The organism is Novosphingobium malaysiense, assembly GCF_000802225.1.
Taxonomy (GTDB): Bacteria; Pseudomonadota; Alphaproteobacteria; order Sphingomonadales; family Sphingomonadaceae; genus Novosphingobium; species Novosphingobium malaysiense.
Genome location: NZ_JTDI01000003.1, coordinates 630872 through 656341 on the forward strand (window position 1 = coordinate 630872; position 25470 = coordinate 656341).

General features: G+C 62.4%; 18 protein-coding genes and 2 tRNA genes. 13 read left to right on the forward strand and 7 right to left on the reverse strand.

What is annotated here, in order from left to right; genetic code table 11:
* Positions 1-39: 39 nt before the first annotated feature.
* Both LK12_RS10955 and thyA read right to left on the reverse strand, forming a co-directional pair.
* Positions 40-813 carry an enoyl-CoA hydratase/isomerase family protein gene (locus tag LK12_RS10955; RefSeq protein WP_039285158.1) on the reverse strand — a complete coding sequence of 258 codons (774 nt, stop codon included), beginning with the start codon at positions 811-813 and terminating at the stop codon, positions 40-42.
* A gap of 96 nt (positions 814-909) precedes the next feature.
* On the reverse strand, positions 910-1845 hold the full coding sequence (gene thyA / locus LK12_RS10960; RefSeq protein ID WP_039283406.1) for a thymidylate synthase: 936 nt from the start codon (positions 1843-1845) through the stop codon (positions 910-912).
* Between the two features lie 144 nt (positions 1846-1989).
* Here thyA and LK12_RS10965 point away from each other — a divergent pair, with 144 nt between their 5' ends.
* The 4 genes from LK12_RS10965 (at position 1990) to LK12_RS10980 (ending at position 6864) form a co-directional block, all read left to right on the forward strand.
* The gene (locus tag LK12_RS10965) at positions 1990-2328 is read left to right on the forward strand and encodes a hypothetical protein (RefSeq protein WP_156135452.1); all 339 of its coding nucleotides are present in this window, start codon (positions 1990-1992) and stop codon (positions 2326-2328) included.
* Positions 2325-3872, forward strand: coding sequence for a methyl-accepting chemotaxis protein (locus LK12_RS10970; protein WP_052223328.1), 1548 nt, complete (start codon positions 2325-2327; stop codon positions 3870-3872). The genes LK12_RS10965 and LK12_RS10970 overlap by 4 nt, the downstream gene beginning before the upstream one ends.
* A gap of 86 nt (positions 3873-3958) precedes the next feature.
* Positions 3959-4035, forward strand: a tRNA-Pro gene (locus LK12_RS10975).
* Between the two features lie 402 nt (positions 4036-4437).
* The gene (locus LK12_RS10980) at positions 4438-6864 is read left to right on the forward strand and encodes a TonB-dependent receptor (RefSeq protein ID WP_039283414.1); all 2427 of its coding nucleotides are present in this window, start codon (positions 4438-4440) and stop codon (positions 6862-6864) included.
* Positions 6865-6939: 75 nt separating this feature from the next.
* Here the strand turns inward: LK12_RS10980 and recG are convergent, their stop codons facing one another.
* Entirely contained in the window at positions 6940-8997 is a 2058-nt protein-coding gene (recG, locus tag LK12_RS10985; RefSeq protein ID WP_039283416.1) for an ATP-dependent DNA helicase RecG, read from the reverse strand.
* A gap of 104 nt (positions 8998-9101) precedes the next feature.
* Here recG and LK12_RS10990 point away from each other — a divergent pair, with 104 nt between their 5' ends.
* Both LK12_RS10990 and LK12_RS10995 read left to right on the forward strand, forming a co-directional pair.
* Positions 9102-9524 carry a baeRF12 domain-containing protein gene (locus LK12_RS10990; protein ID WP_039283418.1) on the forward strand — a complete coding sequence of 141 codons (423 nt, stop codon included), beginning with the start codon at positions 9102-9104 and terminating at the stop codon, positions 9522-9524.
* Between the two features lie 52 nt (positions 9525-9576).
* The gene (locus LK12_RS10995; protein WP_039283421.1) at positions 9577-9846 is read left to right on the forward strand and encodes an FAD assembly factor SdhE; all 270 of its coding nucleotides are present in this window, start codon (positions 9577-9579) and stop codon (positions 9844-9846) included.
* Between the two features lie 9 nt (positions 9847-9855).
* On the opposite strand, the gene LK12_RS11000 is transcribed toward LK12_RS10995, so the two are convergent.
* Positions 9856-10611 (reverse strand): SDR family NAD(P)-dependent oxidoreductase, encoded by a 756-nt coding sequence (locus LK12_RS11000; protein WP_039283424.1) that lies wholly within the window; start codon positions 10609-10611, stop codon positions 9856-9858.
* Positions 10612-10721: 110 nt separating this feature from the next.
* Here LK12_RS11000 and mfd point away from each other — a divergent pair, with 110 nt between their 5' ends.
* A complete protein-coding gene (gene mfd / locus LK12_RS11005; protein WP_039283427.1) occupies positions 10722-14219 on the forward strand; it encodes a transcription-repair coupling factor in 3498 nt (1165 codons plus the stop codon).
* Here mfd and LK12_RS11010 read toward each other — a convergent pair whose 3' ends face one another.
* Complete coding sequence (locus LK12_RS11010; RefSeq protein WP_231568320.1) at positions 14220-15533, reverse strand: EAL domain-containing protein; 1314 nt, start codon at positions 15531-15533, stop codon at positions 14220-14222. It lies immediately after the preceding gene.
* A gap of 111 nt (positions 15534-15644) precedes the next feature.
* On the opposite strand from LK12_RS11010, the gene LK12_RS11015 reads away from it, so the two are divergent.
* Together LK12_RS11015 and LK12_RS11020 are read left to right on the forward strand one after the other, a co-directional pair.
* On the forward strand, positions 15645-16424 hold the full coding sequence (locus tag LK12_RS11015; protein ID WP_039283433.1) for an NAD kinase: 780 nt from the start codon (positions 15645-15647) through the stop codon (positions 16422-16424).
* Positions 16425-16546: 122 nt separating this feature from the next.
* Positions 16547-16621 (forward strand) — tRNA-Asn (locus tag LK12_RS11020).
* A 151-nt stretch (positions 16622-16772) separates the two neighbouring features.
* On the opposite strand, the gene yaaA is transcribed toward LK12_RS11020, so the two are convergent.
* Positions 16773-17525, reverse strand: coding sequence for a peroxide stress protein YaaA (gene yaaA, locus LK12_RS11025; protein ID WP_039285163.1), 753 nt, complete (start codon positions 17523-17525; stop codon positions 16773-16775).
* A gap of 105 nt (positions 17526-17630) precedes the next feature.
* Positions 17631-18506 (reverse strand): pirin family protein, encoded by an 876-nt coding sequence (locus LK12_RS11030; RefSeq protein WP_039283436.1) that lies wholly within the window; start codon positions 18504-18506, stop codon positions 17631-17633.
* Between the two features lie 358 nt (positions 18507-18864).
* On the opposite strand from LK12_RS11030, the gene LK12_RS11035 reads away from it, so the two are divergent.
* From LK12_RS11035 to LK12_RS11050, 4 genes are all read left to right on the forward strand, one after another.
* A complete protein-coding gene (locus LK12_RS11035) occupies positions 18865-19386 on the forward strand; it encodes an RNA polymerase sigma factor (RefSeq protein ID WP_039283439.1) in 522 nt (173 codons plus the stop codon).
* Entirely contained in the window at positions 19383-20402 is a 1020-nt protein-coding gene (locus tag LK12_RS11040; RefSeq protein ID WP_039283444.1) for a FecR family protein, read from the forward strand. The genes LK12_RS11035 and LK12_RS11040 overlap by 4 nt, the downstream gene beginning before the upstream one ends.
* Positions 20403-20585: 183 nt before the next feature.
* Positions 20586-23066 (forward strand): TonB-dependent receptor domain-containing protein, encoded by a 2481-nt coding sequence (locus tag LK12_RS11045; protein WP_156135453.1) that lies wholly within the window; start codon positions 20586-20588, stop codon positions 23064-23066.
* Between the two features lie 103 nt (positions 23067-23169).
* On the forward strand, positions 23170-25431 hold the full coding sequence (locus LK12_RS11050) for a TonB-dependent receptor (RefSeq protein ID WP_039283449.1): 2262 nt from the start codon (positions 23170-23172) through the stop codon (positions 25429-25431).
* Positions 25432-25470: the final 39 nt, after the last annotated feature.

Genomic DNA, 25470 nt, shown 5'->3' on the forward strand with positions numbered 1-25470 from the left:
ATGCGCTTTGGCGAAAGCGGTCCCCCGCCCATCCAACTCCTAGCTCCCGGTAAAGTTCGCCGGGCGCCTTTCGAATACGGCAGCAACGCCTTCCGCGTAGTCGGACGTGCCTTTCAGGGCGGTCTGTTCCGCATGCTCATGTTCCATCGCCTCGACCACCTCGGCGGCGAGATCCGAGGTCAGCGTGGAACGGATGGAAACAAGCGCAAGCGGGGCATTGCAGGCAATCTCTTCCGCCATGGCCAAGGCTTCACCCAGGAGGTCTTCGGGCTCGGCCATGCGATCTGCCAGCCCCCACTGCAAGGCCTCGTCACCCTTTATGCGGTTGCCGCTCAGCATCATCCAAGCCGCCTTCTGTTCTCCGACTACGCGTGGCAGTACATGGGTAATGGCAAATCCCGGATGAAATCCCAACTTCACGAAGTTGGCGGAAAACCGGGCCAGCGGCGACACGATGCGAAAGTCGGCTGCGAGCGCCAGTCCCAAGCCGGCTCCGATCGCCGCGCCCTGCACGACCGCGATCATCGGCTTCCTGCGCTTCATGATCCGCGCTGCGTTTTGGTAGAACAGCGCGATTTCGTTCATGCCCTCGGCGCCCTGAACCTCGTCGGCCCCGGCAAGATTGGCGCCGCCGCAAAAGACCTTGCCCTCGGCCGTGAGCAGAATGCAGCGAACGCCCATGTCTTCGTCCATCGCGTCGATCGCATCGGCCAGGGCGCAGAGCATTCCGGACGAAGCGAAGTTGTGGGGCGGAGCGGAGAAGTGGATCTCACCGACATGGCCATGGTGGCGGGTGGTTATTTCGAATGTCACGGGCATGCCCCTTTGCTGCGCAAATCTACGCTCGGGCTGTAGCCGCTATCGTTTGTTGTCAAGCCACCGGCACCGCCATGTCGCGGCGCTGTGGGATCAGACTGCTACCGGCGCGGAAATATGCGGGTGGGGATCGTATTCGTGCACTTCGAAGTCATCGATCCGATAATCGAAGATCGAGGCCGGTCGGCGATTTAGCTTCAGCACCGGACGTCCGCGCGGTTCTCGTGCGAGTTGTTCGTGCACCAGGTGCTCATGATTGAGGTATACGTGCGCATCGCCGGCGCTCCACACGAGTTCACCGGGCGCCAGGTCGCACTGCTGCGCCAGCATCCGCAAAAGCATCGCGGCCGAAAAGGCGTTGAAGGCAAACCCCAACCCCAGGTCGCACGATCGCTGCCAGAGCATGCCCGACAATCGCCCGCCCGCAACGTGATACTGGTAGGTCATGTGACACGGCGGCAGAGCCATTCCGCTCAGTTCGGCCACGTTCCATCCGGTGAACAGAAGCCGTCGTGACGTGGGATTGGTCCGGATGTCACTCACAAGCTGCGCGATCTGGTTGATGGGCTCACCCTGACGGAATAGCCCCTCGCCGGCCGGTACATAGGTATCCCAACTGACCCATTGCTTGCCGTAGACCGGTCCGAGATCTCCCCACCTGGCTGCAAAGGCATCGTCGTCGAGGATGCGTGCCTCGAACGCGTTGCGATCGATGTCGTCACCGGTCTCGCGGCGATAGCGATCGAGCGGCCAGTCGGTCCAGATGTGCACTTTCTGGCGCACGAGTTCCCGGATGTTGGTATCGCCCGTTAGAAACCAGAGCATTTCGCGCGCCGCGGTCTTCCACGCCACGCGCTTGGTTGTAAGCAATGGCACCGCATCGCCCGACAGGTCGAACCGCATGCTCGGTCCGAACAGCGATCGAGTACCGACACCTGTGCGGTCGCGCCGTTCATCGCCCTGTTCCCAGACCCGGCGAAGCAGATCGAGATACTGGTGTTCGAAATGCACGGGAGATTCGGACGGCATCGGGTTCCTCTAGGCTCTGTCCAAGGACCTAGCCTTGGCGCCACGCAAGGAAAAGAACCTTGCCCAATTTCGTCCACGGCCTTCGTGATGTTCCCTAGTGGCAACTTTGTCCGCTCGAAGCAGGTCGCCGGCTATCGTGTCCCCATGACCGTCCAATTCTCAGCTGCCGTAAAACGCGTGTCGCCCAGTCCGCTGGCCTTGCAGGGCATCATCGCCGTGATTGCGCTGGCCTTTGCATTATCTCCAGCACGCGGCGGCACCGCCCTTTTTCTGCCTTTTGGCGGCGGGACTGCAAATGCGATCGCATGGTCGCGTGAGAACGACGCACGCCTGCTTGCTCCCGGTCCCTACCGGGGAGCGTTCATTATCCGCGTCAACGGCGGAAGCGATACACTTGCCGCTTTTTCGAGCGGCGCCTTGCTCATCTCGGTACCTGAATTCCTTTGTGGTCGCCCCGAAACAGAAACGGCAAAAACGTCATGAACGACTTGAATGAACTGCGCCGCAAAGGCGCCCTTGTCCTCATCTATGTAAACTGGCTGTGTGTAGCGGTAATCGGCCTGTGTGCCTTTTTTGCCGGAACGGGCTTCATGCCTGTCGCGGTGGCCGCACTGATCACCGTGGTTCCGACTGTCCAGGTCGCCCGCGGTGGGCACGATTCGCATACCCGCATGGCTATCGGGTTGGCCCTGCCGCTTTATCCCGCAATTCTGCTCTGGCAGTGGGCTGGTGCACACTGGATGCTCGACATCCACATGATATTCTTCGCGGCGATTGCCGTGCTGACGATCATGGCCGACTGGCGCCCGATACTGGTCGCTGCCGGCGTTACCGCCGTCCATCACCTGACAACCAATTTCGCCGCACCTTCGATCGTATTTCCCAACGGTTCCGACTTCGAACGCGTGGTGTTCCATGCCGTCGTCGTCGTCGTGGAAACGGCAGTGCTCATTATCATAGCTCGCAACGTCGAAACGCTGGTGGTGGAGCAGGCAGAAGCGCAGGAGGCCCGACAGCAGATCGAGGCGGAGGCGGCGCAGGAACGCAATCGCACTGCAGAACAGCAGAACATGGTGATCGAAAAGATCGGGACTGCACTCGCATCGCTCGCCAGGGGCGACCTCTCGCTGCGTCTCGCGGAGGCCTTTCCCACGAGCTATGAAAAGCTGCGTCATCACTTCAATTCCGCAGCATCCGATCTCGAGAGCATTGTCCGCAACGTTACGGGCTCGGCACGACAGATAGAAAATGGATCCAGTGAGATTCGCAGCTCCACGGAAGACCTGGCGCTGCGTACGGAGCAGCAGGCTGCCACACTGGAGGATATTGCCACTACGTTGAGCCATCTCAATACGAAGGTTCAGGCCAATGCCGCGAGCGCCCAGGACCTCCAGGGCAATGTTGCGCGGGCACGGCAGGATGCCCTCAGCGGGAGCTCCGTCGTCGAGACTGCAGTCAAGGCGATGGGTGAGATCGAACAGTCTGCAGACCAGATCAGCCAGATCATCACCATGATCGACGGCATCGCCTTCCAGACCAACCTGCTTGCCCTCAATGCGGGCGTCGAAGCCGCGCGCGCAGGCGAGGCCGGCAAGGGATTTGCCGTCGTCGCGACCGAGGTTCGCGCGCTCGCCCAAAGGTCCGCAGACGCCGCCAACGAGATCAAGGCGCTGATCGAAACCTCGACCGACCAGGTTTCCCGCGGCGTCAAGCTCGTCGGCGAATCCGGAGATTCGTTGTCGACAATCGTCTCGGGCATTGCGCAGATCGACGAAACGATCGAGACGATAGCACGGGTTTCGCGCGAACAAGCCGAGGAAATCGGTCGCGTGAATGAGCGCATCTCCCGTCTGGATTCGGCAACCCAGCAAAACGCGGCAATGGTTGAGGAAGGCACCGCAGCTGCGCGCCATCTGTCCAACGAAGCGGAAAATCTGGGACAGATTGTCGCCCATTTCCATCTGTCGGATGATCGGACAGAATCGCAAAAGCGCGGGCCGGCTTCCTCTTCCAGACGCGCCGCATGATTTGCACAATCGGCCCTTGCCACCACCGGAATCGCTCTCTATAGGCGCGCTCCTGCCTCGGGCCGCTTTGACGCGGCACGATCGGTCGGGGAGTAGCTCAGCCTGGTAGAGCACTGTCTTCGGGAGGCAGGGGCCGGAGGTTCGAATCCTCTCTCCCCGACCAAATTTCTCAATTGGAAGCGAAGTCCCTCAACGCAGGTCCAGTCGGGCGTCGCGGTTTATGGCGCCTGCTCATCGCAGGCCGACACCCTGCGTGTGTACAGGGGGCATCTCAAGCCCGTCCATGTTCCCCGAATCGCTGGACGGTTGAACGCCACCTCCGCGATCCAAGTGCCAGCGCCCGGTCGATCAGCCAGTCGCACGTCCCGATGGTCGCCGTCCGGCGGAGTGCGGGATTTCCGCGCATCTCGCCTTTTTCACGGTGCATTTATTTTGGCGGGCGTTGCCGTGATGTCACAGTCTATCGCTCCTACGTAATCTTTGCGGGGTCACGTTGACTTAAAACTGAACCGGTTTCAGTTCCCGCAGCCAAGAAGCTTACCCGCACCACTTCTTGGGAGAGATTATGCGCCTTGTTTCCAGTCTTCTGCTGTGCTCCGCCAGCGTGGTCGGTCTGACATCGCCTGCCCTGGCACAGGACAGCGAGACCGAAGTCAGTACCGACACGTCCTTCTCCGACAACGTCATCATCGTCCAGACCCGTCGCCGCGCCGAGGACGTGCAGGACGTTCCCGCCGTCATCGACACGGTTTCGGCCGACGACGTCAACAAGCTCAACATCCGTAACTTCAAGGAAGTGGAAACGCTCGTCCCGGGCCTGACCATGGAGACTGACGCCAACGGTGTCGGTGGCGGTGCGAAGTTGCGCGGGGTCAACTTCGACATCAACGCCAGCGGCAACAATCCGACGGTCGAATTCTATTTCAACGATGCACCGATCACGGCGGGTGTCATCATGCAACAGATGTACGACATCGGCCAAATCGAGGTGCAACGTGGCCCACAGGGGACACTGCGCGGTCGCGCTTCTCCGTCGGGCTCCATCACGGTCACCGCCAAGAAGCCGGACCTCTATTCCTATGGCGGCGTCGTGGACATGACCGCCAACGACATCGGCACTCTCAACTTCAAGGGCGCCGTCAACATTCCGATCATCGAAGGCGTCGCCGCGATCCGTGCCGCCGGGGTGTGGGACGAGAATGAAGGCGATCGCGTCCGGTCGATCTATTCGACCAAGGATCCGTTCAGCCGCACCAAGAGCGGTCGCATCTCCGCCCTCGTGCAGCCGACCTACTGGCTCAAGCTCGAGGGTCTCTACCAGCGCCTCGACCGCAAGGCCCGCACTTACGATCAGGTAGCCTCGTTCAGCGAGGTAAATCCCGATGCTCCCGAGAGCCCGCTCTACATCAGTTCGAAGGATCGTCTCTCCAACATGGAGGATGGCCTCGACATTCGTCAGATCTACGACATCTACAACTGGCGTTCCGAAGTGACGGCCCTAGGGCAGGTCCTGATCTACCAGGGCCAGCACTACACCCAGAAGATCTCTGGCGCCGAGAACGAGGACAAGGGGAACTATTTCCCGGGCCAGTTCAATCGTACAAATTTCTCGCACACCTCGGCAACGTCGCACGAAATCCGTCTGCAGAACGATGCGCGCATTCTTGATATTTTCGACTACGTCGTCGGCTTTTTCGACTACAAGAATTCCACGCCGACCTCATTGAGCCGCCCTACGATCATTGGCGCGCCCAACCCGCTGAATCCGTCGACGGGGCTTCTTGGGTCGGCCTTCTCGCCGCTTCTTCCCAACGCTTCGTACATTCCGATCGAGCGCACCGGCCATTCGCATGAACAGTCGTTTTTCGGGAACCTCACTGCGCACATCGGCGAAGACACCGAGATTTCTGGCGGCGTACGCCACATCGACTATGAGGACGAAAACAGCCTGATCGTCGACGGGACTGCGATCCCCGGGGCACAGAGCGGGCAAAGTGCGAAGAAGTGGATCTACTCCGCTTCCATCAAGCACAATTTCTCGCCGGACCTCATGGTCTATGCAAGCACCGGCAGTTCCTGGCGTCCGGGCATCAACGTCGTGGGCGACTTCAGCGTCAATCCCTCGGCGCTCGAGCTCGGCTTCCTGAACCTTCCGGCGGAAACGTCGAAGTCCTACGAAATCGGCATGAAGAGCACGCTGCTCGGCGGTCGTGCACGCTTGAACGTCACGGCCTACCACCAGAAGTTCAAGAACTACCCGTACCGGACGCCGGGCCAGGGCGTGTACTACGTCAACTACGGCTATGACCGTGCGACCCAGACCGCTTTCCCCGAAGTGGCGCAGTTCAACTTCGTCGGGGCGGTGCCGGTCGAGGTCAATGGCATCGAGGGCAACCTCTCTCTCGACGTGACTGACAACTGGAGCATGAGCCTTGTCGCCAGCTATTCCCTGGGCAAGATCAAGGGCGGAACGGTCCCGTGCAACGACCTGAACGGCGACGGCGTGCCTGACCAGAATGTTGCAGCACCGACCCTGCCGGAGCTGCTTGCGGTCGTCGGCAGCGACAACCTCTCGGCGTGTGAGGTTTCGCAGCGCGCCGGTTTCAGTTCGCCGTTCGGTGCGACCGTTACCTCGGAGTATCGCTTCCCCGTGTCCGGCAACGTGGATGCCTACGTTCGCGGCCTGTTCAACTTCAACGGCGCGTCGCGGGTCGATCCGGTCAACCGCTTCGACGACGTGAATTCGTACGGACTGTTGAACGTGTTTACCGGCATTCGGGACCCCGAAGGGGCTTGGGAAGTCTCGCTCTTCGCCAAGAACCTGTTCGACACGACCAAGACGCTGACTCGCACCGATCCGCTGTTCACGTCGTATCGTAACCCGCTCACCGGTTTCTCTTCGGAGACCTACACGAGCACCTACACCGGCGTGACCACCACCGCGCCGCGCGAGTTCGGTATCAACGTGCGTTACGCATTCGGCTCGCGCTGATCGCAAAACACGGTATTTGCCAGATAGGATGGGCGGGGGGCCGAAAGGTCCTCCGCCCTTTCTCTTTGCAGGCGTTCAGCCGCCGCGAAGCAGTTGCACGCCCCAGTCTCGCTCGAAGAGATAGAGCAATTGCCGCGCCGCTTCGCCACGGGTGCCGGACAGACCACCGTCGCGGTCCATCAGCAGGCGCGCATCGTCGTGCGCCAGCGGCAGCAGCTTCTGAATTTGTTCGAGACTGGCAATCCGGAACGGCGTGTCCCCCGACTGTCGCGTGCCGAGTAGTTCGCCGCCTCCGCGCAACTCGAGGTCCTCTTCGGCAAGACGGAAACCATCCTGCGTCTCGCGCATCAGCGCGAGCCGTTGGCGCGCGGTTTCCGACAGCGTGTTCCCGCGCAACAGCAGACAGGTAGATTTCTCGCTTCCACGGCCCACGCGCCCCCTGAGCTGGTGCAACTGGGCCAGACCGAAACGTTCGGCCTGTTCGATGACCATCAGCGTCGCATTGGGAACGTCGACACCGACTTCGATCACCGTAGTGGCGACCAGAAGCCGCGCCTTGCCCGCTGCGAAAAGTTCCATTGCCGCGTCTTTGGCCTCTGGCCGCAACTGGCCGTGGACCAGCACCACATCCTCTCCAAAGCGCTCCTTGAGCGTGGCGAAACGGGCCTCGGCCGCGGCAATGTCGTCCGTCTCGCTGTCGCGCACCATCGGGCAGACCCAATAGGCCTGTTGCCCAGTCTCGAAATGCCGGGCCAAGGCACCGACCACGTCGGCGATACGCTCGACGGAAACGACGCGCGTGTCGATGGCCTGCCTACCCGGCGGCAGTTCGTCGAGCCGGGAAACGTCCATCTCGCCATATTGCGCCAGCGTCAGAGTACGCGGGATCGGCGTGGCGGTCATCGCCAGCGTATGCGGCGTCCGTCTGCCCTTGCGGGCCAGCATCAGTCGCTGACCGACCCCGAAACGATGCTGCTCATCGATCACGACGAGTGCCAGATTCCGGTATTCCACGGCGTCCTGAAAGATCGCATGCGTGCCGACGACGATGTCGATCGAGCCATCAAGCAACCCCATCAGGATCGATTCGCGCGCCCTGCCCTTGTCACGCCCGGTGAGCAGCGCGATTTCGACGCCGGTACCTTCGAGCATCTTGCGCAGGGTTTCGAAATGCTGGCGCGCGAGGATCTCGGTCGGAGCGAGCAATGCCGCCTGGGCCCCGGCCTCGACCGCGATCAGCATGGCCGAGAGCGCAACAACCGTCTTGCCCGCCCCGACATCGCCCTGAAGCAGGCGCAGCATCGGTGAAGGTTGGGCAAGATCGCCCTCGATTTCCGCGATCGACCGCTTCTGGGCTCCCGTCAACGCAAATGGCAGGCGCAGCTTCGCCCGCAGCGAACCATCGCCCGCGAGGGGAGCACCGCGCTGCGACCGGTTGCTCTGGCGTACCAGCATGAGCGCCAGCGCATTGGCCAGCAGTTCATCGTACGCTAGCCGGTCGCGCGCGGCCGCATGGGGGCCTCTGTGGGCCTCGCGCAGGGCCTCCTGCCAGTCAGGCCATTGCATGCGGTCCAGGAGGCCCGGTTCGATCCATTCGGGCAGTTCGGGCAAGGCCTTGAGAGCCTGCTGGACCAGCCCCGTTATCCGCCCCTGCGTCAGTCCTTCCGACAGTGGATAGACGGCCTCGCGCAGCTGGCCGAGCGGCGCCGAGGTACTTTCCGAAACGTGTTCGGGGTGCACGATCTGCAGGGACTGCCCATACTGGTCGAGCCGCCCCGCCACCCAGCGCCTTTCACCCACCGGCAGTTGCTTCTTCGCCGTGTATGACGCCCGGCCGAAGTATGTGAGGGCGCAGTGATTGCCGAGCACATCTTCCGTGATGACCCGGAAAGGCCCCCTCCCCCCGGATGCCCTGTGTTCGCGGACGGTCAGCGACACGATGATGTTCTCACCCACGCCAGCCTCGTCGAGGTTGGCTACGGCGCGCCGCTCCACGAAACGGTCAGGCAGGTGATAGGCCACGTCCTTGATCCTGGTGAGCCCCAGTTTTTCCAGTGGACGCCGCAATTTGGGCCCGACACCGTCAAGCACGTCGACTTCGACGAACAGCGAATTGAGGGCTTCCGGCCGCATGTCCGGCCTCTTAGCGCGAGAAGGCATCAATTCGCCAGAGCGGCCGGAACTAGCGCACACAAAGTTTCGTTGGCATTATGCATGTATCAAAAGAGGAGAAGTCCATGCTCTTGCCGCACGGAACGGTGTTCGCGATCGTCGATGGAGAAAACTTCGAACTCTATCGCAATTCGGGAATGGAGGCCTCGCCGCAGTTGACCGCGATGGATGTCCCCGATCTCGACGGCACCAACTTCAGTGCCGGAGCCAAGGATCACGACAAGATATCGCGCTTCCAGGCCGGGGCTCCCAAGGATCGCCTCGACAAACTGGAGGAGGCTGCGCACGTCACTGCTGTCGCGCAGTGGCTCAATGGAGAAGTCCTGGGGCACAGGATCGACAAGCTGGTGATCGTGGCCGACCCGCGGTCGCTGGGCGAGATGCGCAAGCACTATCACAAGCAGCTCGAAAATGTGCTGTTGGCCGAGATTCCCAAGACGCTGACGGGCCGGCCGGCGCCGGAGATCGTGCAGGTTCTTCACACCTGATCCATTCGACGCCACCTTGCCGAGGCCGGCGCCGTAGCGTAACGGCGCCGGCATGACCGAACTCTCGCCCCGCCTCGCTCGACTCAAGTTTCGTGCATGGCATCGCGGTACGCGCGAGGCCGACTACATGATCGGCTGCTTTTTCGACCGCTTCCATGCCGAATGGTCCGAAGCCGACATCGACCTGTTCGAGAAGATGATTGAGGAAGAAGACGTCGACATCATGGCCTGGGCGCTGGGCACCCAAGCCATTCCCGCGGAATATCGCGGGCCGCTGATCGATCGTATGATGAAGCTCGATTACGTCGAGATCCCACGCTGAGGGTCTGGCTCAGAGCGGACTCAGCAAATGCCCGCCGTCGACCGGCACGATCACCCCGGTCATGTACCGGCCTGAATCGGCGCTGAGCAGGAGCAAAGGCCCGTCCAGGTCCTCGAACCTGCCGAAACGGCGCTGCGGAATTCGCCGTAGCATGGCATCGCCTGCAGGGCTCTCCAGAAACTCGCGATTGATATCGGTCTCGAAGTACCCTGGTGCCAGAGCATTCACCCGAATGTTGTACCGGGCCAGTTCCAGAGCCAGTTGCTTGGTCATCTGCACGATGCCTGCCTTGCTGACAGCATAGGCGGTGAGTTGCGATCCCTGCCGCAAGCCGAGGATCGAGGCTACGTTCACAATGGCACCGCCCTCCCCCCTGTCCCTCATCGAACGGGCGGTCGCAGTGGCGACAAGAAATGCACCGCGCAAGTTGGCGTCCATCACAAAATCGAAGTCGTCGGCATCGAACGCGAGCACGTCTTTTGCACGGGCAACGCCGGCATTGTTGATCAGAATGTCCACAGGCCCCGCCGCCGCCACCCCGTCCCGTATGCTTTCCGGATCCGTGACATCAAGCGAGACGCAAGTGGCCTTCGAGCCGTATTGGGCCGATATCTCTTCGGCGAGGCTGGCCAGTCTGTCCTGTCGACGTGCCGCGAGCACTACATCGGCGCCGGCAGAGGCTAGCACCTTCGCAAAGTGTCTACCCAAACCGCTGGATGCGCCAGTGATCAATGCGCGCTTGCCGCCGAGATATGTCGCTGTCATTTCAACCGCCTTGTCTGCATGTCATCCTGATGGCCCAGACGCAGCGGTGCGTGCAACTCGCAAGATGATTGAAATTCGCGTCCGAGCCGTTATCTCGCGCCCATCCTGACATGGCAGACTTTCAACGCATTCTCTCGGCCACAGCGCCGCTGACCCTGGCTTCGGTGACGCGCGGGGCACAACCGCTCGTCATGGCCGACCTCGCCCGCGCCGCCAAAGGCCGCGCTGTCTTCATCGCCGACAACGACTCGGCGATGAGCGCGATAGCCGAGGCGGCAAAGTTCTTCGCGCCCGAGCTGGACGTGCTGGAATTTCCCGCATGGGACTGCCTGCCCTACGACCGCGCCAGTCCAGCGCTTTCCGTCAGCGGACGCCGCCTCGCCGCGCTTTACCGGTTGCAGGCCAAGCGGAAGGGACCACAACTGCTGGTCACCACTGCCAATGCAGTGCTCCAACGGGTGCTGACGCCATTCCGCATTCGTGAATCGGTCCGCCTGATCAAGCCGGGCATGGAAATCGGCCACGAAAGCCTGATCGCCTTGCTGCGCCGCCAGGGGTATCAGCGCTCGGACACCGCCATCGACGCGGGCGAGTTTGCCGTTCGCGGGTCGATTTTCGACATTGTTCCCGCGGGCCTGGATGCCGGTTTGCGGCTCGACTTCTTTGGAGACGAGCTTGAGACGCTGCGCCTGTTCGACACCAGCACGCAGCGCTCGACCGGGACCATCGACGAATATCTGCTGCTGCCTGCAGGCGAAGCCCTGCTCGACGACGACACGATCAAGCGGTTCCGCACGCGCTACCGCGAGATGTTCGGTGCCAACGCCACCGGGGACCCGCTCTACCAAGCGGTAAGCGACGGCCGACGCCTTGCGGGGATGGAACATTGGCTACCGCTGTTCGAAGACCGCCTTGTCACCCTTTTCGATCACTTGTCGGACGATGACCTGATCGTCGCGGACACCGCCGCGATCGCCGCGACGGACGAGCGGCTCGGCGACGTTGCCGATTACCACAAGGCCCGCCTCGACACTTCGGGCCAGAAGGCTGGAAGCTACCGCCCGCTCGCGACCGATGCGCTCTATCTGAGCGCGGAAGAACTCACGCAGGCGCTGTCCGGCTTCCCCGTTCATCGAGCCGATCCCTTTGTGCAGCCGGAGAGCGGCAAGGTCATCGACTTCGGCTTCGGTAACGCCCGCGACTTCGCGCCCGAGCGCGCGCGCGGAGACAATGCCTACGAAGCCGCCGCCAAGCACCTTCATGAGATCGGCAAGTCTGGTCGCAAGGCAATCCTCGCGGCCTATTCCGCCGGGAGCCGCGCGCGCCTCGCCTCCATTCTCGGCGAGGCCAGCCAGTCCCACAAATGGGGAGCGGAACCGCGCCTGGCGGAGACCTGGCAGGAAGCCCTCGGACTTGCCGTGCAGGGGCGCTCCGCCGCGCTGGTACTACCGCTCGAAACCGGCTTTAGCAACGATGCGCTGGAAGTCGTCACCGAGCAGGACATCCTCGGCGACCGCCTCGTGCGGCGCAAGAAGAAGCGCAAGGATTCCGACGCTTTCCTGGCCGAACTCTCGGCCCTGACGCCCGGCGACCTGATCGTCCATATGGATCACGGCATCGGCCGCTACGAAGGGCTGCAGTCGATCCCGGTCGGCAAGTCCCCGCACGACTGCGTGATGCTGACCTATGCCGGCGGCGACAAACTCTACATCCCGGTCGAGAACCTCGACGTCCTCTCGCGCTACGGCAGCGAGAGTGAGGGTGTCATGCTCGACAAGCTGGGCGGAGAGGCGTGGCAGAAGCGCCGCGCGCGCCTGAAGGAGCGCATCCGGGAAATTGCCGGAGAACTGATGAAGACTGCCGCCGAGCGCGCGTTGCGCAAGGCGCCGGTCATGGTCCCCGAAGGCTCCGCATACGACCAGTTCGTGGATCGCTTTCCCTGGCAGGAAACCGACGACCAGGACCGCGCCATCGAGGACGTGCTGGGCGATCTGTCCGAAGGAAAGCCGATGGACCGCCTGGTGTGCGGGGATGTCGGCTTCGGCAAGACCGAGGTGGCCTTGCGCGCCGCATTCGTTGCGGCGATGGCTGGACAGCAAGTCGCCGTCGTGGCGCCGACCACGCTGCTCGCCCGCCAGCACTATTCCAGCTTCGCAGAGCGCTTTGCGGGATTTCCGCTAAACGTCGGCCGTCTATCGCGCCTCGTTTCCGAGAAGGAAGCGCGCACGACGCGCGAAGGTCTGGCCAGCGGGACCGTCGACATTGTCTGCGGCACGCACGCGATCCTCTCGAAATCGGTACAGTTCAAGCGTCTCGGTCTCGTCATCGTCGACGAAGAGCAGCGTTTCGGCGTCAATCACAAGGAAAAGCTGAAGCAGCTTCGCACCGACGTCCATGTCCTGACGCTTACCGCCACGCCGATTCCCCGCACGCTGCAGATGGCGATGAGCGGCCTGCGGGAACTCTCCACCATCCAGACTCCGCCGGTCGACCGTCTCGCGGTGCGCACCTACGTGATGGAGTGGGACGACATGGTTATGCGCGAGGCCCTGCTGCGCGAACACCATCGCGGCGGCCAGAGCTTCATTGTCGTGCCCCGCATTTCCGACATGCCGGAAATCGAGGAATGGCTGCGCACGCATGTCCCTGAGATCAAGAGTATCACTGCCCATGGGCAGATGAGCGCAGGCGAAGTGGAAGAGCGCATGAGCGCTTTCTACGAGGGGAAGTACGAGGTTCTGCTTTCCACCACCATTGTCGAATCCGGCCTCGATATTCCCCGCGCGAACACGATCATCATCCACCGTGCCGACCGATTCGGTCTCGCCCAGCTCTATCAGCTGCGCGGGCGTGTGGGTCGTTCCAAACTGCGCGCCTACGCCTATCTGACGACACCTGCGGACGCGGCGTTGTCGGAAGTGGCTGAAAAGCGCCTGAAGGTGCTGGGCGATCTCGACAGTCTCGGTGCGGGGTTCCAGCTTGCCAGCCACGACCTGGACATTCGAGGCGCCGGCAACCTGTTGGGTGACGAACAGTCAGGTCATATTCGCGAAGTGGGTTTCGAACTCTATCAGTCCATGCTGGAGGACGCGATCATGGCCGCGCGTGCGGGTGGCGCCGGGCTGGAGAAGGACACGTCCGGTCTTTCGCCCCAGATCACGGTCGACGCTCCGATCATGATTCCGGACGACTACGTCCCCGACCTGGCCGTGCGCATGGCGTTATACCGGCGCCTCAACGATGCCGACAGTCAGCAGGAAATCGAGTCCCTATCGGCCGAGATGATCGACCGGTTCGGCGACTTGCCCGCGCCGACCGCCAACCTGATCCAGCTCATCCAGATCAAGCGGCAGGCGATCGAGGCGCACATCGCCAAGATCGACGTCGGGCCTCGTGGAACGCTCGTGAGCTTTCACAACGACAGCTTTCCCAACCCGGCGGGCCTCATCGCCTATGCCGAACGGCTGCAGGGTACGGTCAAGCTGCGTCCCGACAACAAGCTGGTTCTATCGCGCGCATGGGGCGATCCCAAGGCCCGCCTCAACGGCCTTATCCAGCTTACGAAGGGCTTGGCTTCGGTCGCTCGCAAGGCTGGTAATCGGGACTGATCAGCCAGTGCCGGCATCGGCAGACGCCAGTTTACGGAACGCCGCTGCACTCATCGGCTGCGCCTTCAGGAAGCCCTGATAGTAGGTGCAGCCTTCACGGGCCGCGACGGCTCTTTGCTCTTCTTCCTCGATACCCTCCGCGATGACCTTCAGGTCCAGCGCCTCGGCCATGGCGACGATAGCCCGCAACACGGCGACATCGCGCTTGTCGCTGGTTACGCCTTCGATCATCGAGCGATCCAGCTTGAGGTAGTGCATCGGCAAAACCTTGAGGTAGCGGAAGTTGCAGAACCCGGCACCGAAGTCGTCAAGCGCGATACGGATGCCCTGCGCGGAGAATTCTGCCATCATGTCCGCCGCCAGGGTGACGTCGCTGATCAACGCCTGCTCGGTGACTTCCAGCGTCAGGCGGCGAAGCGGAAAGCCGCTCTCGCGCACCAGGTCGAGCATCTGACGCACGTAGCTTCCGAAGGACAGATCGGCTGGCGTGACGTTGATGGATAGGCGCAGTTCGCCCGGCCATTCGCACGCTGCCGAAAGTGCCTTGCCGGCAATGTGGCGGGATAGTGGACCGATATGATCGGCCCGCTCGGCAATGGCGAAGAGCGCTCCGGCCCCGATGCGCCCCAGCTGCGGGTGGTTCCAGCGCGCCAGAGCCTCCGCGCCGGTAAGCCCGTCGTTGGCGAGGCTGAACTGTGGCTGGAAGAGGACCTCGATCTCGTCGCCGTCGATAGCACCCAGCAGGTCCGCCTCGAGCTGCGCGCTCGAGCGTCCCGGAGGCGTCGTTTCCCCGTCGGCCCATGCCAGCCTGCCGCCCTGCTGCTCGCTTGCCTCCTGCAGCGCATGACCGAGCCGATCGAGCATCGACTCCACGCTCTCGTCGACCAGTGCCCTGATCAGGGCGACGCGAGGGGAAAGCCTCAATATTCCTGTCGGCACTGCAATCGGACGGGCGATGAGATCGGCTAGCTGGTCTGCCACGAGCTGCCAACGCTCGCGGCTGCAGGCCTCGTTGGCGACCAAGAGGAAACTGCCGCCACCGGCCCGGGCCAGTTGCCAGGGGCCATCGAGTTCCTCTGCAGCAAAATGATGGATCCGGCTGGCGACTTCCTCCAGCGCACCGTCGCCGGCCGCCGCGCCGTAGGCAATGTTGATCGCTTCGAGCCGCCGCAGGCCCAGCAACATCGCATGAACGTGGGCATGGCGCGGTGCAATTGACGGATCGGAGCGCCAGGATGCAACGCGTTCGTGCACGGCCTCGATACCGGGTATACCGGTCAGCCGGTCTTCGAGCCGCTTGGTCTGGCTCTGCATTCGATCCTTTGGTGATGCGCCCATGCCCTTGCCTTTACCCCAAAGCCCTTGCCAAACCGTTCAAAATTCGACAGCCCAATCGAATGTGGTCCAGGTGACCGGGGGGAATTGATGAGCGACGATCCGAAGCTTGCGCTAATAGTATCGGACAGCGCCAAGGCACAAGCCGGCGCCCGCTCATTGCGGGAATCCCAATCGTGGGTATCCCCACAGGAGGCAGACATTCTCGTCGTGCTGGGAGGCGACGGGTTCCTGCTGCATGTCCTGCACGAAATGCTCGACTGGAAATTCCTGAAGCCCGTCTACGGTATGAACCTGGGCACTGTCGGCTTCCTGATGAACGGTCCGCACGATCACGTTTCCATCACGCAGCGCATTGCCGAAGCGCATCGCGTGCCCGTGCGCCCCTTGTGCATGTACGCCACCAACCAGAATGGCGATGAGTTCAGCTTTTACGCGATCAACGAGGTTTCGTTGCTGCGTGAAACACGCCAGACAGCGAAACTGGAAGTACGCATCAATGGCCGCGTCCGCATGGAAGAACTCGCCGGCGATGGCGTGTTGGTCGCGACGCCGGTGGGATCGACGGCCTATAATCTCTCCGCCAACGGTCCGATACTGCCGCTCGGCTCCCGCATGCTTGCGCTTACGCCGATCAGCCCTTTTCGCCCCCGGCGCTGGAAAGGCGCCATCCTGCCGGAAAGCGCGGAAGTGGAATTTCGAATTCGCGAGCCCGGCAAACGCCCCGTGGCGGCGGTGGCGGACCAGAAGGAAGTGCGCGATGTCGCCACCGTGCGCATAGCCGCCAGGGCGGAACGCGAGCTTACCCTGCTCTTCGACCCCGGTTTCACTCTGGAAGAGCGCATCTTCGCCGAGCAATTCCAGGTCTGACCCGAGCCTGCAGCATGGCCGGATGAATTTGTTCGAAAATTCCTCTTCGACGGGCTTGCCAAGCCGGAAACAGCCGCTTATAGGCGCACCCCTGCCCAGCGGTGGAGACACTGCCGGGCTGCTCCCCGATAGCTCAGCGGTAGAGCATTCGACTGTTAATCGAATGGCCGTAGGTTCGAATCCTACTCGGGGAGCCACTTTCCTTTCCAGGGACGTTTACGAACATCCGGGTAAACCCCAGAAAACTTAGAGCTTTTGCCGCCGGAGCGTCCGCTCGAGTCCTCTGCTGTTCGCCCCTTTTGGCGCTATGAGTGGGGGACGAAATGAGGGAACAAATTTCAAGCCCGATCACGCGCGGGTAAACCTCCAGCGATCAGCCTCGCTTTCGCTCGCATCGAAGCGATATCCGTCGGTGTCGAATCCGCGCATGGCATCGATGTCCGTGACATGGTTTTCGCAAAGCCAGCGCGCCATCATGCCGCGCGCTCGCTTGGCATTGAAGCTCACAAAGCGCGGACCGTTCGGACCGGGTTCGCGAAACTCCACCTCGATGACCCGAACACCAGCGAGCTTGTCTTTGACCGCCGCGAAATATTCTTGGCTCGCGAGATTTAGTACGGTGCCGGATCCCTCTTCGGCGACCTCGGCGAGCAGTAGCTCGGCGATACGTTCGCCCCACCAGTCGGTCAGGCTTTTGCGGCGCGGTGCCCAGCGAGTCCCCATTTCGAGCCGGTGGGGCCGGATGGTGTCTAACGGGCGCAGAAGGCCATACAGCCCCGATAATATCCGCACGTGATCCTGCGCAAAAACGACGCCAGCGTCGTGCAGTGTATGTGCTTCGAAGCCGGTGTAGACGTCGCCGGCAAACGCGAATAACGCTGGTCGCTCGGGCAGCCTCTCGAAGTCGCGAAATCTATCGGCATTGAGCTTTGCCAGCCGTGGCGAGATATGCATTAGTTCGCTCAATCGCTTCTGCGACAAATTTGCCGCCGATTTGGCGAGGCCGCTTGCTTCCTCGGCAAAATGCGGTTCTGTGGTGGTCAGCGGCGGCAGCGCGCGCTCAAAATCGAGTGTCTTGGCAGGGGAGAGTAAAGCGATCATGTAGCCGTCCGTAGCGGGGGCAGGTGCATGCGTCAAAACGCCGCCAGAGCGGACATCTCCAGGCCGAACTCGCTCCATCGAAAACTGCCTTTCCTTCACCGCCGGTCATTTTTGATTCTCGGGTAAGGGAATGAACTCCTGTTCGTCGCCAACGGGCAGCGTCATTCGCTGCTGTCGCCAATCCTCGGCGGCCTGTTCCAGTCGCTCGCGCGACGAGGATACGAAATTCCACATCAGGAAGCGTTCGCCGATGGGCTCGCCGCCCAATACCATCAGCGTGGCCGACACCTCGGCGCGAACGAGCACGTCTCTCCCCGTTTCGAGCAAGGCCATCTGCCCGGCACGCAGCCGATGCCCGGCAATCTCGGCCGATCCTGCCGCAAGATAGATCGCGCGTTCCGAATATTCGGCGGACAGCACGCGCGCGGCCCCAGAGGCCATTTCCCAGTGCATGTAAAACTGCGGCGAATGGACCTTGACCGCCGCCCTCATTCCCTCGGCCGCGCCAGCAATCAGCCGACCACGCACACCTTGCTCCTCCCACGTTGGCAGGTCCGCGCCCTCGTGGTGGTAGAAAGCCGGGTCGGTCTCTTCATCTTCGACCGGCAAGGCGACCCAGGCCTGAATGCCATGCATGCGTGCGCCATGGGCACGTGCGTATTCCAAGCGTTCTGAATGGGTGATGCCGCTGCCAGCAACCATCCAGTTGACTTCGCCCGGCCGGATCTCCTGATGGAAACCCAGGCTGTCGCGGTGGGTCAACGCGCCGTCATAGAGGTAGGTAACGGTAGAAAGACCTATGTGCGGGTGCGGCCGCACATCGAGTGCGCGGGGAATGCCGGGGGCAAAATCCACCGGCCCCATATGATCGAAGAAGACGAAAGGGCCAACCATCCGTAGGGAGTGGAAGGGCAACAGTCGTCCCACAGTGAAACCGCCGCCGAGATCATGGCTGCGCTTGTCGATAACACGTTCGATCATTGGGGCATCTCCCTTGCGGGCAGTCTATCCTGAGCGCGATGATTCCCCAATTTGTCTTTGAGCTCACACGCTCGGCGTCCATCTCCGGAGCGTGGACGCAGAACGCGCGTGGCCGCGGCTCGGTCGAGCGCATGCTAAATAGAGCCCGGACGCGCGTCGGCGCGGGGCAGCCTCAAGCCTCCCACCGTAAGGCTATGGCTGAAGCATTTTTTCAACGCGACCCAGCCGCCCCCAACTTTTTCAAGCAGCTTGCCGATCCAACACCCGAACGACTTACCGGCGGTGGAAGGTCATTCGGCAATCCTTTTGTCATTACATTGCGAGACTGCTAGTTTTCTTCCGAGGGGAGGACGAACAGGTGGGAGGAAAACAGGGCAAATCGCTGGAAGCCCTTTACCGCGACCACGGGGCGTCGCTTGTCTCTTATATCCGTTACAGTTTCGGTGCCGGTCCCCCCGAGCCCGAAGACATCGTGCACGAAGCTTTCGCACGGCTTGCCAACAGGGGTGGCAACTTGCAGCTTGTCGAGCCGAGGGCGTTCCTCAAACGTGCGGCCCGCAACATCGCGATTGATGCCCATCGCAGCGCGGTTCGGGGCGGAGCTGTGATGAAGAGCGTGGCGGTCCTGAAAGAAAGTGATCGCGAAATCGATGCTCTGGACGTCTTGTCGTCAAGAGACGAACTCGAAAGGCTTGCTGTAATCATCGACACTCTGAAGCCCAAGCAGCGCGTCGCGCTGTTGCTCCACCGGCTGGACGGTCTGTCGTTCGCGGAGATCGGCCGGCGCATGGGCATTTCCCCGTCGGGCGCGCGACTGCTGGTGAAAGAAGCGGTGGCGATCTGTGCCCGGCGCATGAAGCGGCAGGGGGACCGGCCTTGACCATTCTGTCCTTCTTCCGCGCCCGCGAAGCGCGCCGTGAACAGGCCATCGAGGACGAGGCACTGGAGCGGGCACTCGATTTATCCGAACGCCGCGATCCGCAAACCCTGACCGAATACGATGCTTGGCGCGAAGCCGACCCCGACCATGCCGCCGCGTTCGATCACATATCCTCGGTGATGGAATCGAGTGCCCGGCTCGGCGCGCTGGGGCGAGACGACTGGCGTGCCGAAATCGATGCCTTCACTGACGGGAACCGCCGCCGGCGAATGCCCTATCCGGCGATGGCCGCCGCAGCCTGCCTGCTTGTTGCCGTGTCGCTCGGGTGGTGGATCGCGCAGCGCCCGGACGCGGTCTATGCGACCACAACCGGGCAGATGCGCACGGTCGCCCTGACCGACGGGAGCCGCCTCGCGGTGGGCGCACAGTCCAATGTCGAAGTGCGCTTTGCTCGCGGTACGCGCCGAGCCATGCTGAAGTCCGGCGAGGTATTTTTCAACGTCGCGCACGATGCCGGAAGGCCGTTTACAGTGCTGGCGGGCGATGCCGAAATCCGGGTAACGGGCACCAAGTTCGATGTACGCCGGCAGGGAGACAGTGTCCGCGTCTCGGTCCTGGAAGGCCGGGTAGAAGTCCGCCGCAAGGCGTCCCTGCCCCTCATCGGCACTGAAAGCCCCAAGGTCGTGCTTACGGCCGGTCTGCAATCCAGTCTTGCGCCCGGTGCAGAGACTTTCTCCCCGCCGCAAAGCGGCACTGTACAGGCGGGCGATTGGCGTACCGGACGCTTCTTCTATCGCGATACGCCGCTTTCGGATATTGTCTGGGACCTGCAGCGCTACAGCAAGACGCCCATTGCGCTCGGCGATACACACGCAGGAAATCTGAAGGTGACGACGTCTTTCCGTATCGGCGAAACCGATGCGTTTCTGGATAATCTGACGACGATATTGCCCCTAACGGAACACCGGGCTGCCGATGGGACCATCGTTCTGGAAACCAGCCTGAACGCGCCATAAAACCACCGCCAACAAGGCGAACGATAAAATGCGACGGCCGCCGTCAGGCGAGACCGGGAGGGGGTCGGCACAAAAGCCGGCACGAAAAGCGATGGGAAAACGTCCCTTTACGCCAGGAGAATCCGGGTCTGCCGGGAGGACGCAGGCTTGCGCGCGGCACTGATCCCGGTTGCCGTTTGCGCCGTGCTGGCAAGTCCTGGCGCCCGTGCCGAGAATGCCTCCCCGCTCGCCTTCGACGTTCCAGCGCAACCGCTGGCGGGCGCCCTGCTCGAAATTGCCCGACAGGGAGATGCCGATATTCTCGCATCCGAACGCATTACGCGTGGACGCAAAGCCCCAGCCATAAAGGGCCGGATGAGCGTGGAGCAGGCCGTCGCACGGGCTCTTGCCGGCACAGGTCTCGGCTATCGCCGCGCTCGGGGCGGAACCATCGTGATTGTGCCCGCACGTGCCAGCAAGGCAAACCGGAAGGCACACAGTTCACGAGCAGCCTCGCCCTCCCCGGCGGCGGCAGTTCCGCGCGGCCCCACCAGGCCAGCTCCGCCTCCACCGGCGCCCGAGATTGTCGTCAATGCGCAGCGCCGCGCCGAATATGTGCAAGACATACCGCTGTCGGTCACCGTCTTCGATCAGGCCGCGCTCGATCTCGCCGGTGTGCACAACGCCATGGACCTGCCGCAACTCGATCCGTCGCTGCTGATGTCGGCCCAGTCGGGCGTGGTCATTCCCTTTCTGCGCGGAATCGGCAATCCGGCCAGTTCGACACCCGGCAATGAATCCAGCGTGCCGGTCTATATCGATGACGTCTACGTGTCCCGTCTCTACCCGGCCTATCTGCCGCTCGACCACATCGATCGCGTGGAAATCCTCAAAGGACCGCAGGGCACGCTGTTCGGACGCAACGCCACGGGCGGCCTGATCCAGATATTCACTCGTGATCCCGGCGAGACTTTGGAATTCGATGGCGAACTGGGACTATCCAACTACCGCACCGCTACCGGCAAGGCTTACCTGTCGGCCCCATTGGGCGATACGCTTGCCGCCAGTCTTGCGGTCACCAGCCGCAATCAGGGCGAAGGCTGGGGCCGCAACGTCACGACCGGCAAAGACGCCTATTATGCCGATCACACATCGGTCCGCACCAAACTGGTGTGGAAGCCTTCCACCGACACGCAAGTGCGGCTCAACGGGTTCTATGTACATGAAAACTCATCCATCGGAACCGTTCAGGGCGGGACACTGAAGGGCCTCCCACGAGGATTGCCGCCCGACTATACGGAGCCGCTCGAGACACCGGGCGGTTTCTACGATATCGCCACGAACTACGACACCGCGCGCCGGCATCGCAGCTGGAGCCTGGCCTTGAGGGTAGACCACGCATTCAGCTTCGCCGATGCCAGCTCGATCACGTCGTACCGGCATTCGAACGACCCCTGGACGTCGGAAGGGGACCACACACCGTATCGCTGGCTGCAATACGCGCTTTCCGCCGGGGACCGGCAGTTCTCGCAGGAATTCCAGCTCAAGTCGAAACCGGGCAGCAAGGCCGATTGGCTGCTCGGCCTGTACTATATGGATGCGCAGGCCCGAATCGAGCCGACGACCGTCACCGGCGAGGCCATCGAGCGCGGCGGCTTTGAACGGATCGACCTTGTCGCGCGCCAGACCATCGTTTCCCGCGCCGCCTATGCGCAAGCCACGATCCCGCTCGGCGACGGCAAGACCCGCGCCACCGGAGGTATCCGCTACACGTCCGACCGGGTTCGCGGCGTCGGCGATCAATATGCCACGCCGCTGGATGGCGGCGATCGCGTGTCCATCGCCCCGCACATAGACGACGTTTCCAGATTTCGCCGGGCGACGTTCCGTCTGGCACTCGACCGCCAACTGACCGACGATGTCATGGCCTATGCCTCCTACAGCCGGGGGTTCAAGTCGGGCACATACAATCTGATCCCGTTGGAGCTGCCCGCCCTTAATCCGGAGAAAGTGGGGGCTTTCGAAGTCGGTGCCAAAGCCGTCCTGGCACAAGGGCGCGTGCGCCTGTCACTCTCGGCCTTCCGCAACACGATCCGCGATCCGCAGGTGCAGGTCATCAGACGCGTGGGCGAAGTGGCGATCAACCAGTTCGTCAATGCCCAGCGCGCGCGCAGCCGGGGCGTCGAGGCCTATGGCACCTACGAACCTGTTCCGGACGTACAACTGCGCATCTCCGGGCAATGGCTCGATTCCCGCTTTCTGCGTTTCGAAGGCGCCCCGTTCAACACGCCGCGCTTCACGCCGCCCTTTGGCGTGGAATCGGTCTCGGGGGACGCCAGCGGCAATGCCACGCCGCTCTCCCCCCGCCTGAAACTGAACATGGGCGTGACCTGGCAGTTTCACCCGAAGAACTTCGATCTCACCGTCAATGCCGATGCCGCCTATCGCTCCAGCTTCAAGTGGGAACCGGACAACCGGATCACCGAACCGGCGCTGACGCTGATCAACGCCAGCCTCACCATAAAGCCGCACGCGATGCCGCACTGGAGCCTGCGCCTGTGGGCCAACAACGTGACCGGCGAGCAGTATTTCTCGAATGTCCTGACCCAGTCGGGACCGGTCGGCTACATGTCCTCTCCCGCCGAACCGCGCACCTTCGGCGTAGCCGTCCGCTATAAAAACTGAACCCGCCTGAAAATTTTCCTGCCGATTTGCTCGTCCCGAACGTCTGGGGGAACGAGGCTGCCAGCAACGCGCAGCCTGCGACCAGAATGGTTGGGAGGGAAACATGGAAAACACCGGACGTTCGCCGCGTGCCGCAAAAACGCGTCGTTACTACTGGCTGGCAAACAGCGCACTTGCGGCGCTGGGGCTTGCCGCCGTCAGCCCCGCATACGCACAGGATGCGGAAAGCGAGGCCGCCGCGACGGGCGGCAACACCATCATCGTCACCGCCCAGCGCCGTGCGCAGAGCATCCAGGAAGTTCCGGTTTCCGTTGCCGCCTTTTCCAGCGAAACGCTGGAAACCGCCCGCGTGGAGAATGTGCAGGACCTGCAGCAGATCGATCCTTCGCTGTCGATCTCCGCGCAGTCGGGCGCGGTAATCCCGTTCATCCGCGGCATCGGCAATCTAGCCTCGCAGACGCCGGGCAATGAATCGAGCGTACCGGTCTATATCGACGATGCCTATTACTCGCGCCTGTTTGTTCCCTACCTCTCGTTCGCCGGGAATATCGAGCGGGTGGAAGTGCTCAAGGGACCGCAAGGAACGCTGTTCGGCCGCAACGCGACCGGCGGTCTGGTGCACATCGTCACCAAGGATCCCGGCCAGACCACGGAGTTTCACGCCAAGGTCGGCTATGGCAGCCAGCAGACGCTACGCGGCGAACTCTACGTCGCCACACCCTTGAGCGAGACGCTGGCGATCGACTTCTCCGCATCCGGCCAGAAGATGGGCGAAGGCTTCGGCAAGAACCTGTTCAACGGCAAACGCACCTATTTCCGGGACTTCTTCAATCTGCGGTCAAAACTGGTGTGGGAACCGAGCGTCAACACCAAGGTGCGCCTCAGCGCCATGTACGTCTACGACAACTCCTCGATCGGAACGGTCGGCGGCGGCGGCGTGCCGGGCTTTACGCGCGGCCTTCCGCCCGGTTTCACCCAGCCGTTCGATCAGCCCGATGGCTTCTGGGACGTGAACGTCAACTTCGACACCGAACGCCACCACCGGGGCTATGCACTCACCGGTCGTCTCGACCAGGCCCTGGGCTTCGCGGACTTCACCAGCATCACCTTCTACCGCCATTCGCGCGAACCCTGGACGTCCGAGGGCGATCACACCGACGCCCGTTTCCTGCAGTACGAACTTGCCGTGAAAGACCGCCAGTTCACGCAGGAATTCCAGCTCAAGTCCAAGGAAGAAAGCGCGATCAACTGGATCCTGGGCCTCTATTACATGGACGCCTATGCCGCCTATGACCCTACCGACATCACCGGCAGCTCCATCGAAGCAGGCGGGCTCGACGTCTATACGCTGATCGGCAAGCAGTGGATCGATTCCAAGGCCGCCTTCGGTCAGGTAACCGTGCCGCTGGGATCGGACGACACGCACATTACCGGCGGCCTGCGCTATACCATCGACAAGGTGCGCGGGCGCGGCATTACTAAGATCACGCCCACCGGCGGCGAGCAGATTTCTGCCGGCCCGGACTACAACGACAAGGCCAAGTTCGAAAAGCTCACCTGGCGGCTCTCGCTCGATCACAACTTCACGCCCGACGTGCTGGGCTACGCCACGTATAGCCGCGGCTACAAGTCGGGCGTGTTCAACCTGCTGCCGCTGGCGGCTCCGGCGGTTCCGCCCGAAGTCGTCGATGCCTATGAAGTGGGGCTTAAAACGACGCTTGCCGGGGGGATGATCACGCTCAACGGCGCTGCCTTCTGGAACGACATCAAGGGCCTGCAAACCAACATCGTCATCTTCGACGAAGCCAGCCAGGTCGCCACGGTGGCACTGGCCAGCGCCGGCAAGGCCCGCACCCGCGGCTTCGAAGTCAGCCTGGATGCGCGGCCTTCGCGCGACCTGTCGCTCTATGCCGGCGCGCAATACGTCGATGCGACGTTCAGGGACTTTCCCAATGCCCCCTCGATCATGCAGCTCGACGAAGCGCCCTACGGCGTGGTTTCCAGCGTCGTCGATGCCAGCGGGTTCCGGCTGCCGCAGGTTCCCAAGTTCCGGTTGAATGCGGGTTTCAGCTACGACATCCCGACCGAGAGCGGTGAGTGGAGCCTGGGCGCCAACATCTCCTACCGCGGCGGTTTTCCGTGGGAGGCCGACGGTGTGGTCCGCGCACCGGATCTTACGCTTATCAATGCCGACCTGAGCTGGAAGCCCGAATTCGCTCCGGGCGCCAGCATCGGCATCTGGGCCAAGAACCTGACCAACGAGAAGTACTACTCCAACGTCCTGACCCAGACCGGCCCGGCCGGCGTCCTCGCCTCACCGGCCGAGGGCAGAACCTGGGGTGTCGAGCTCGGCTACACGTTCTGATCCTGCACGTGTCGCCGGCTGCGTGTCGCTCCTTGACCG

Bases quoted from the DNA above. Each gene is read 5' to 3' on its own strand.
- thyA (WP_039283406.1), bottom strand. From the start codon at position 1,845: ATGCCGTCCGAATCTCCCGTGCATTTCGAACACCAGTATCTCGATCTG.
- LK12_RS10965 (WP_156135452.1), top strand. From the start codon at position 1,990: ATGACCGTCCAATTCTCAGCTGCCGTAAAACGCGTGTCGCCCAGTCCG.
- LK12_RS10970 (WP_052223328.1), top strand. From the start codon at position 2,325: ATGAACGACTTGAATGAACTGCGCCGCAAAGGCGCCCTTGTCCTCATC.
- LK12_RS10980 (WP_039283414.1), top strand. From the start codon at position 4,438: ATGCGCCTTGTTTCCAGTCTTCTGCTGTGCTCCGCCAGCGTGGTCGGT.
- recG (WP_039283416.1), bottom strand. From the start codon at position 8,997: ATGCGGCCGGAAGCCCTCAATTCGCTGTTCGTCGAAGTCGACGTGCTT.
- LK12_RS10990 (WP_039283418.1), top strand. From the start codon at position 9,102: ATGCTCTTGCCGCACGGAACGGTGTTCGCGATCGTCGATGGAGAAAAC.
- LK12_RS10995 (WP_039283421.1), top strand. From the start codon at position 9,577: ATGACCGAACTCTCGCCCCGCCTCGCTCGACTCAAGTTTCGTGCATGG.
- LK12_RS11000 (WP_039283424.1), bottom strand. From the start codon at position 10,611: ATGACAGCGACATATCTCGGCGGCAAGCGCGCATTGATCACTGGCGCA.
- mfd (WP_039283427.1), top strand. From the start codon at position 10,722: ATGGCAGACTTTCAACGCATTCTCTCGGCCACAGCGCCGCTGACCCTG.
- LK12_RS11010 (WP_231568320.1), bottom strand. From the start codon at position 15,533: ATGCAGAGCCAGACCAAGCGGCTCGAAGACCGGCTGACCGGTATACCC.
- LK12_RS11015 (WP_039283433.1), top strand. From the start codon at position 15,645: ATGAGCGACGATCCGAAGCTTGCGCTAATAGTATCGGACAGCGCCAAG.
- yaaA (WP_039285163.1), bottom strand. From the start codon at position 17,525: ATGATCGCTTTACTCTCCCCTGCCAAGACACTCGATTTTGAGCGCGCG.
- LK12_RS11030 (WP_039283436.1), bottom strand. From the start codon at position 18,506: ATGATCGAACGTGTTATCGACAAGCGCAGCCATGATCTCGGCGGCGGT.
- LK12_RS11050 (WP_039283449.1), top strand. From the start codon at position 23,170: ATGGAAAACACCGGACGTTCGCCGCGTGCCGCAAAAACGCGTCGTTAC.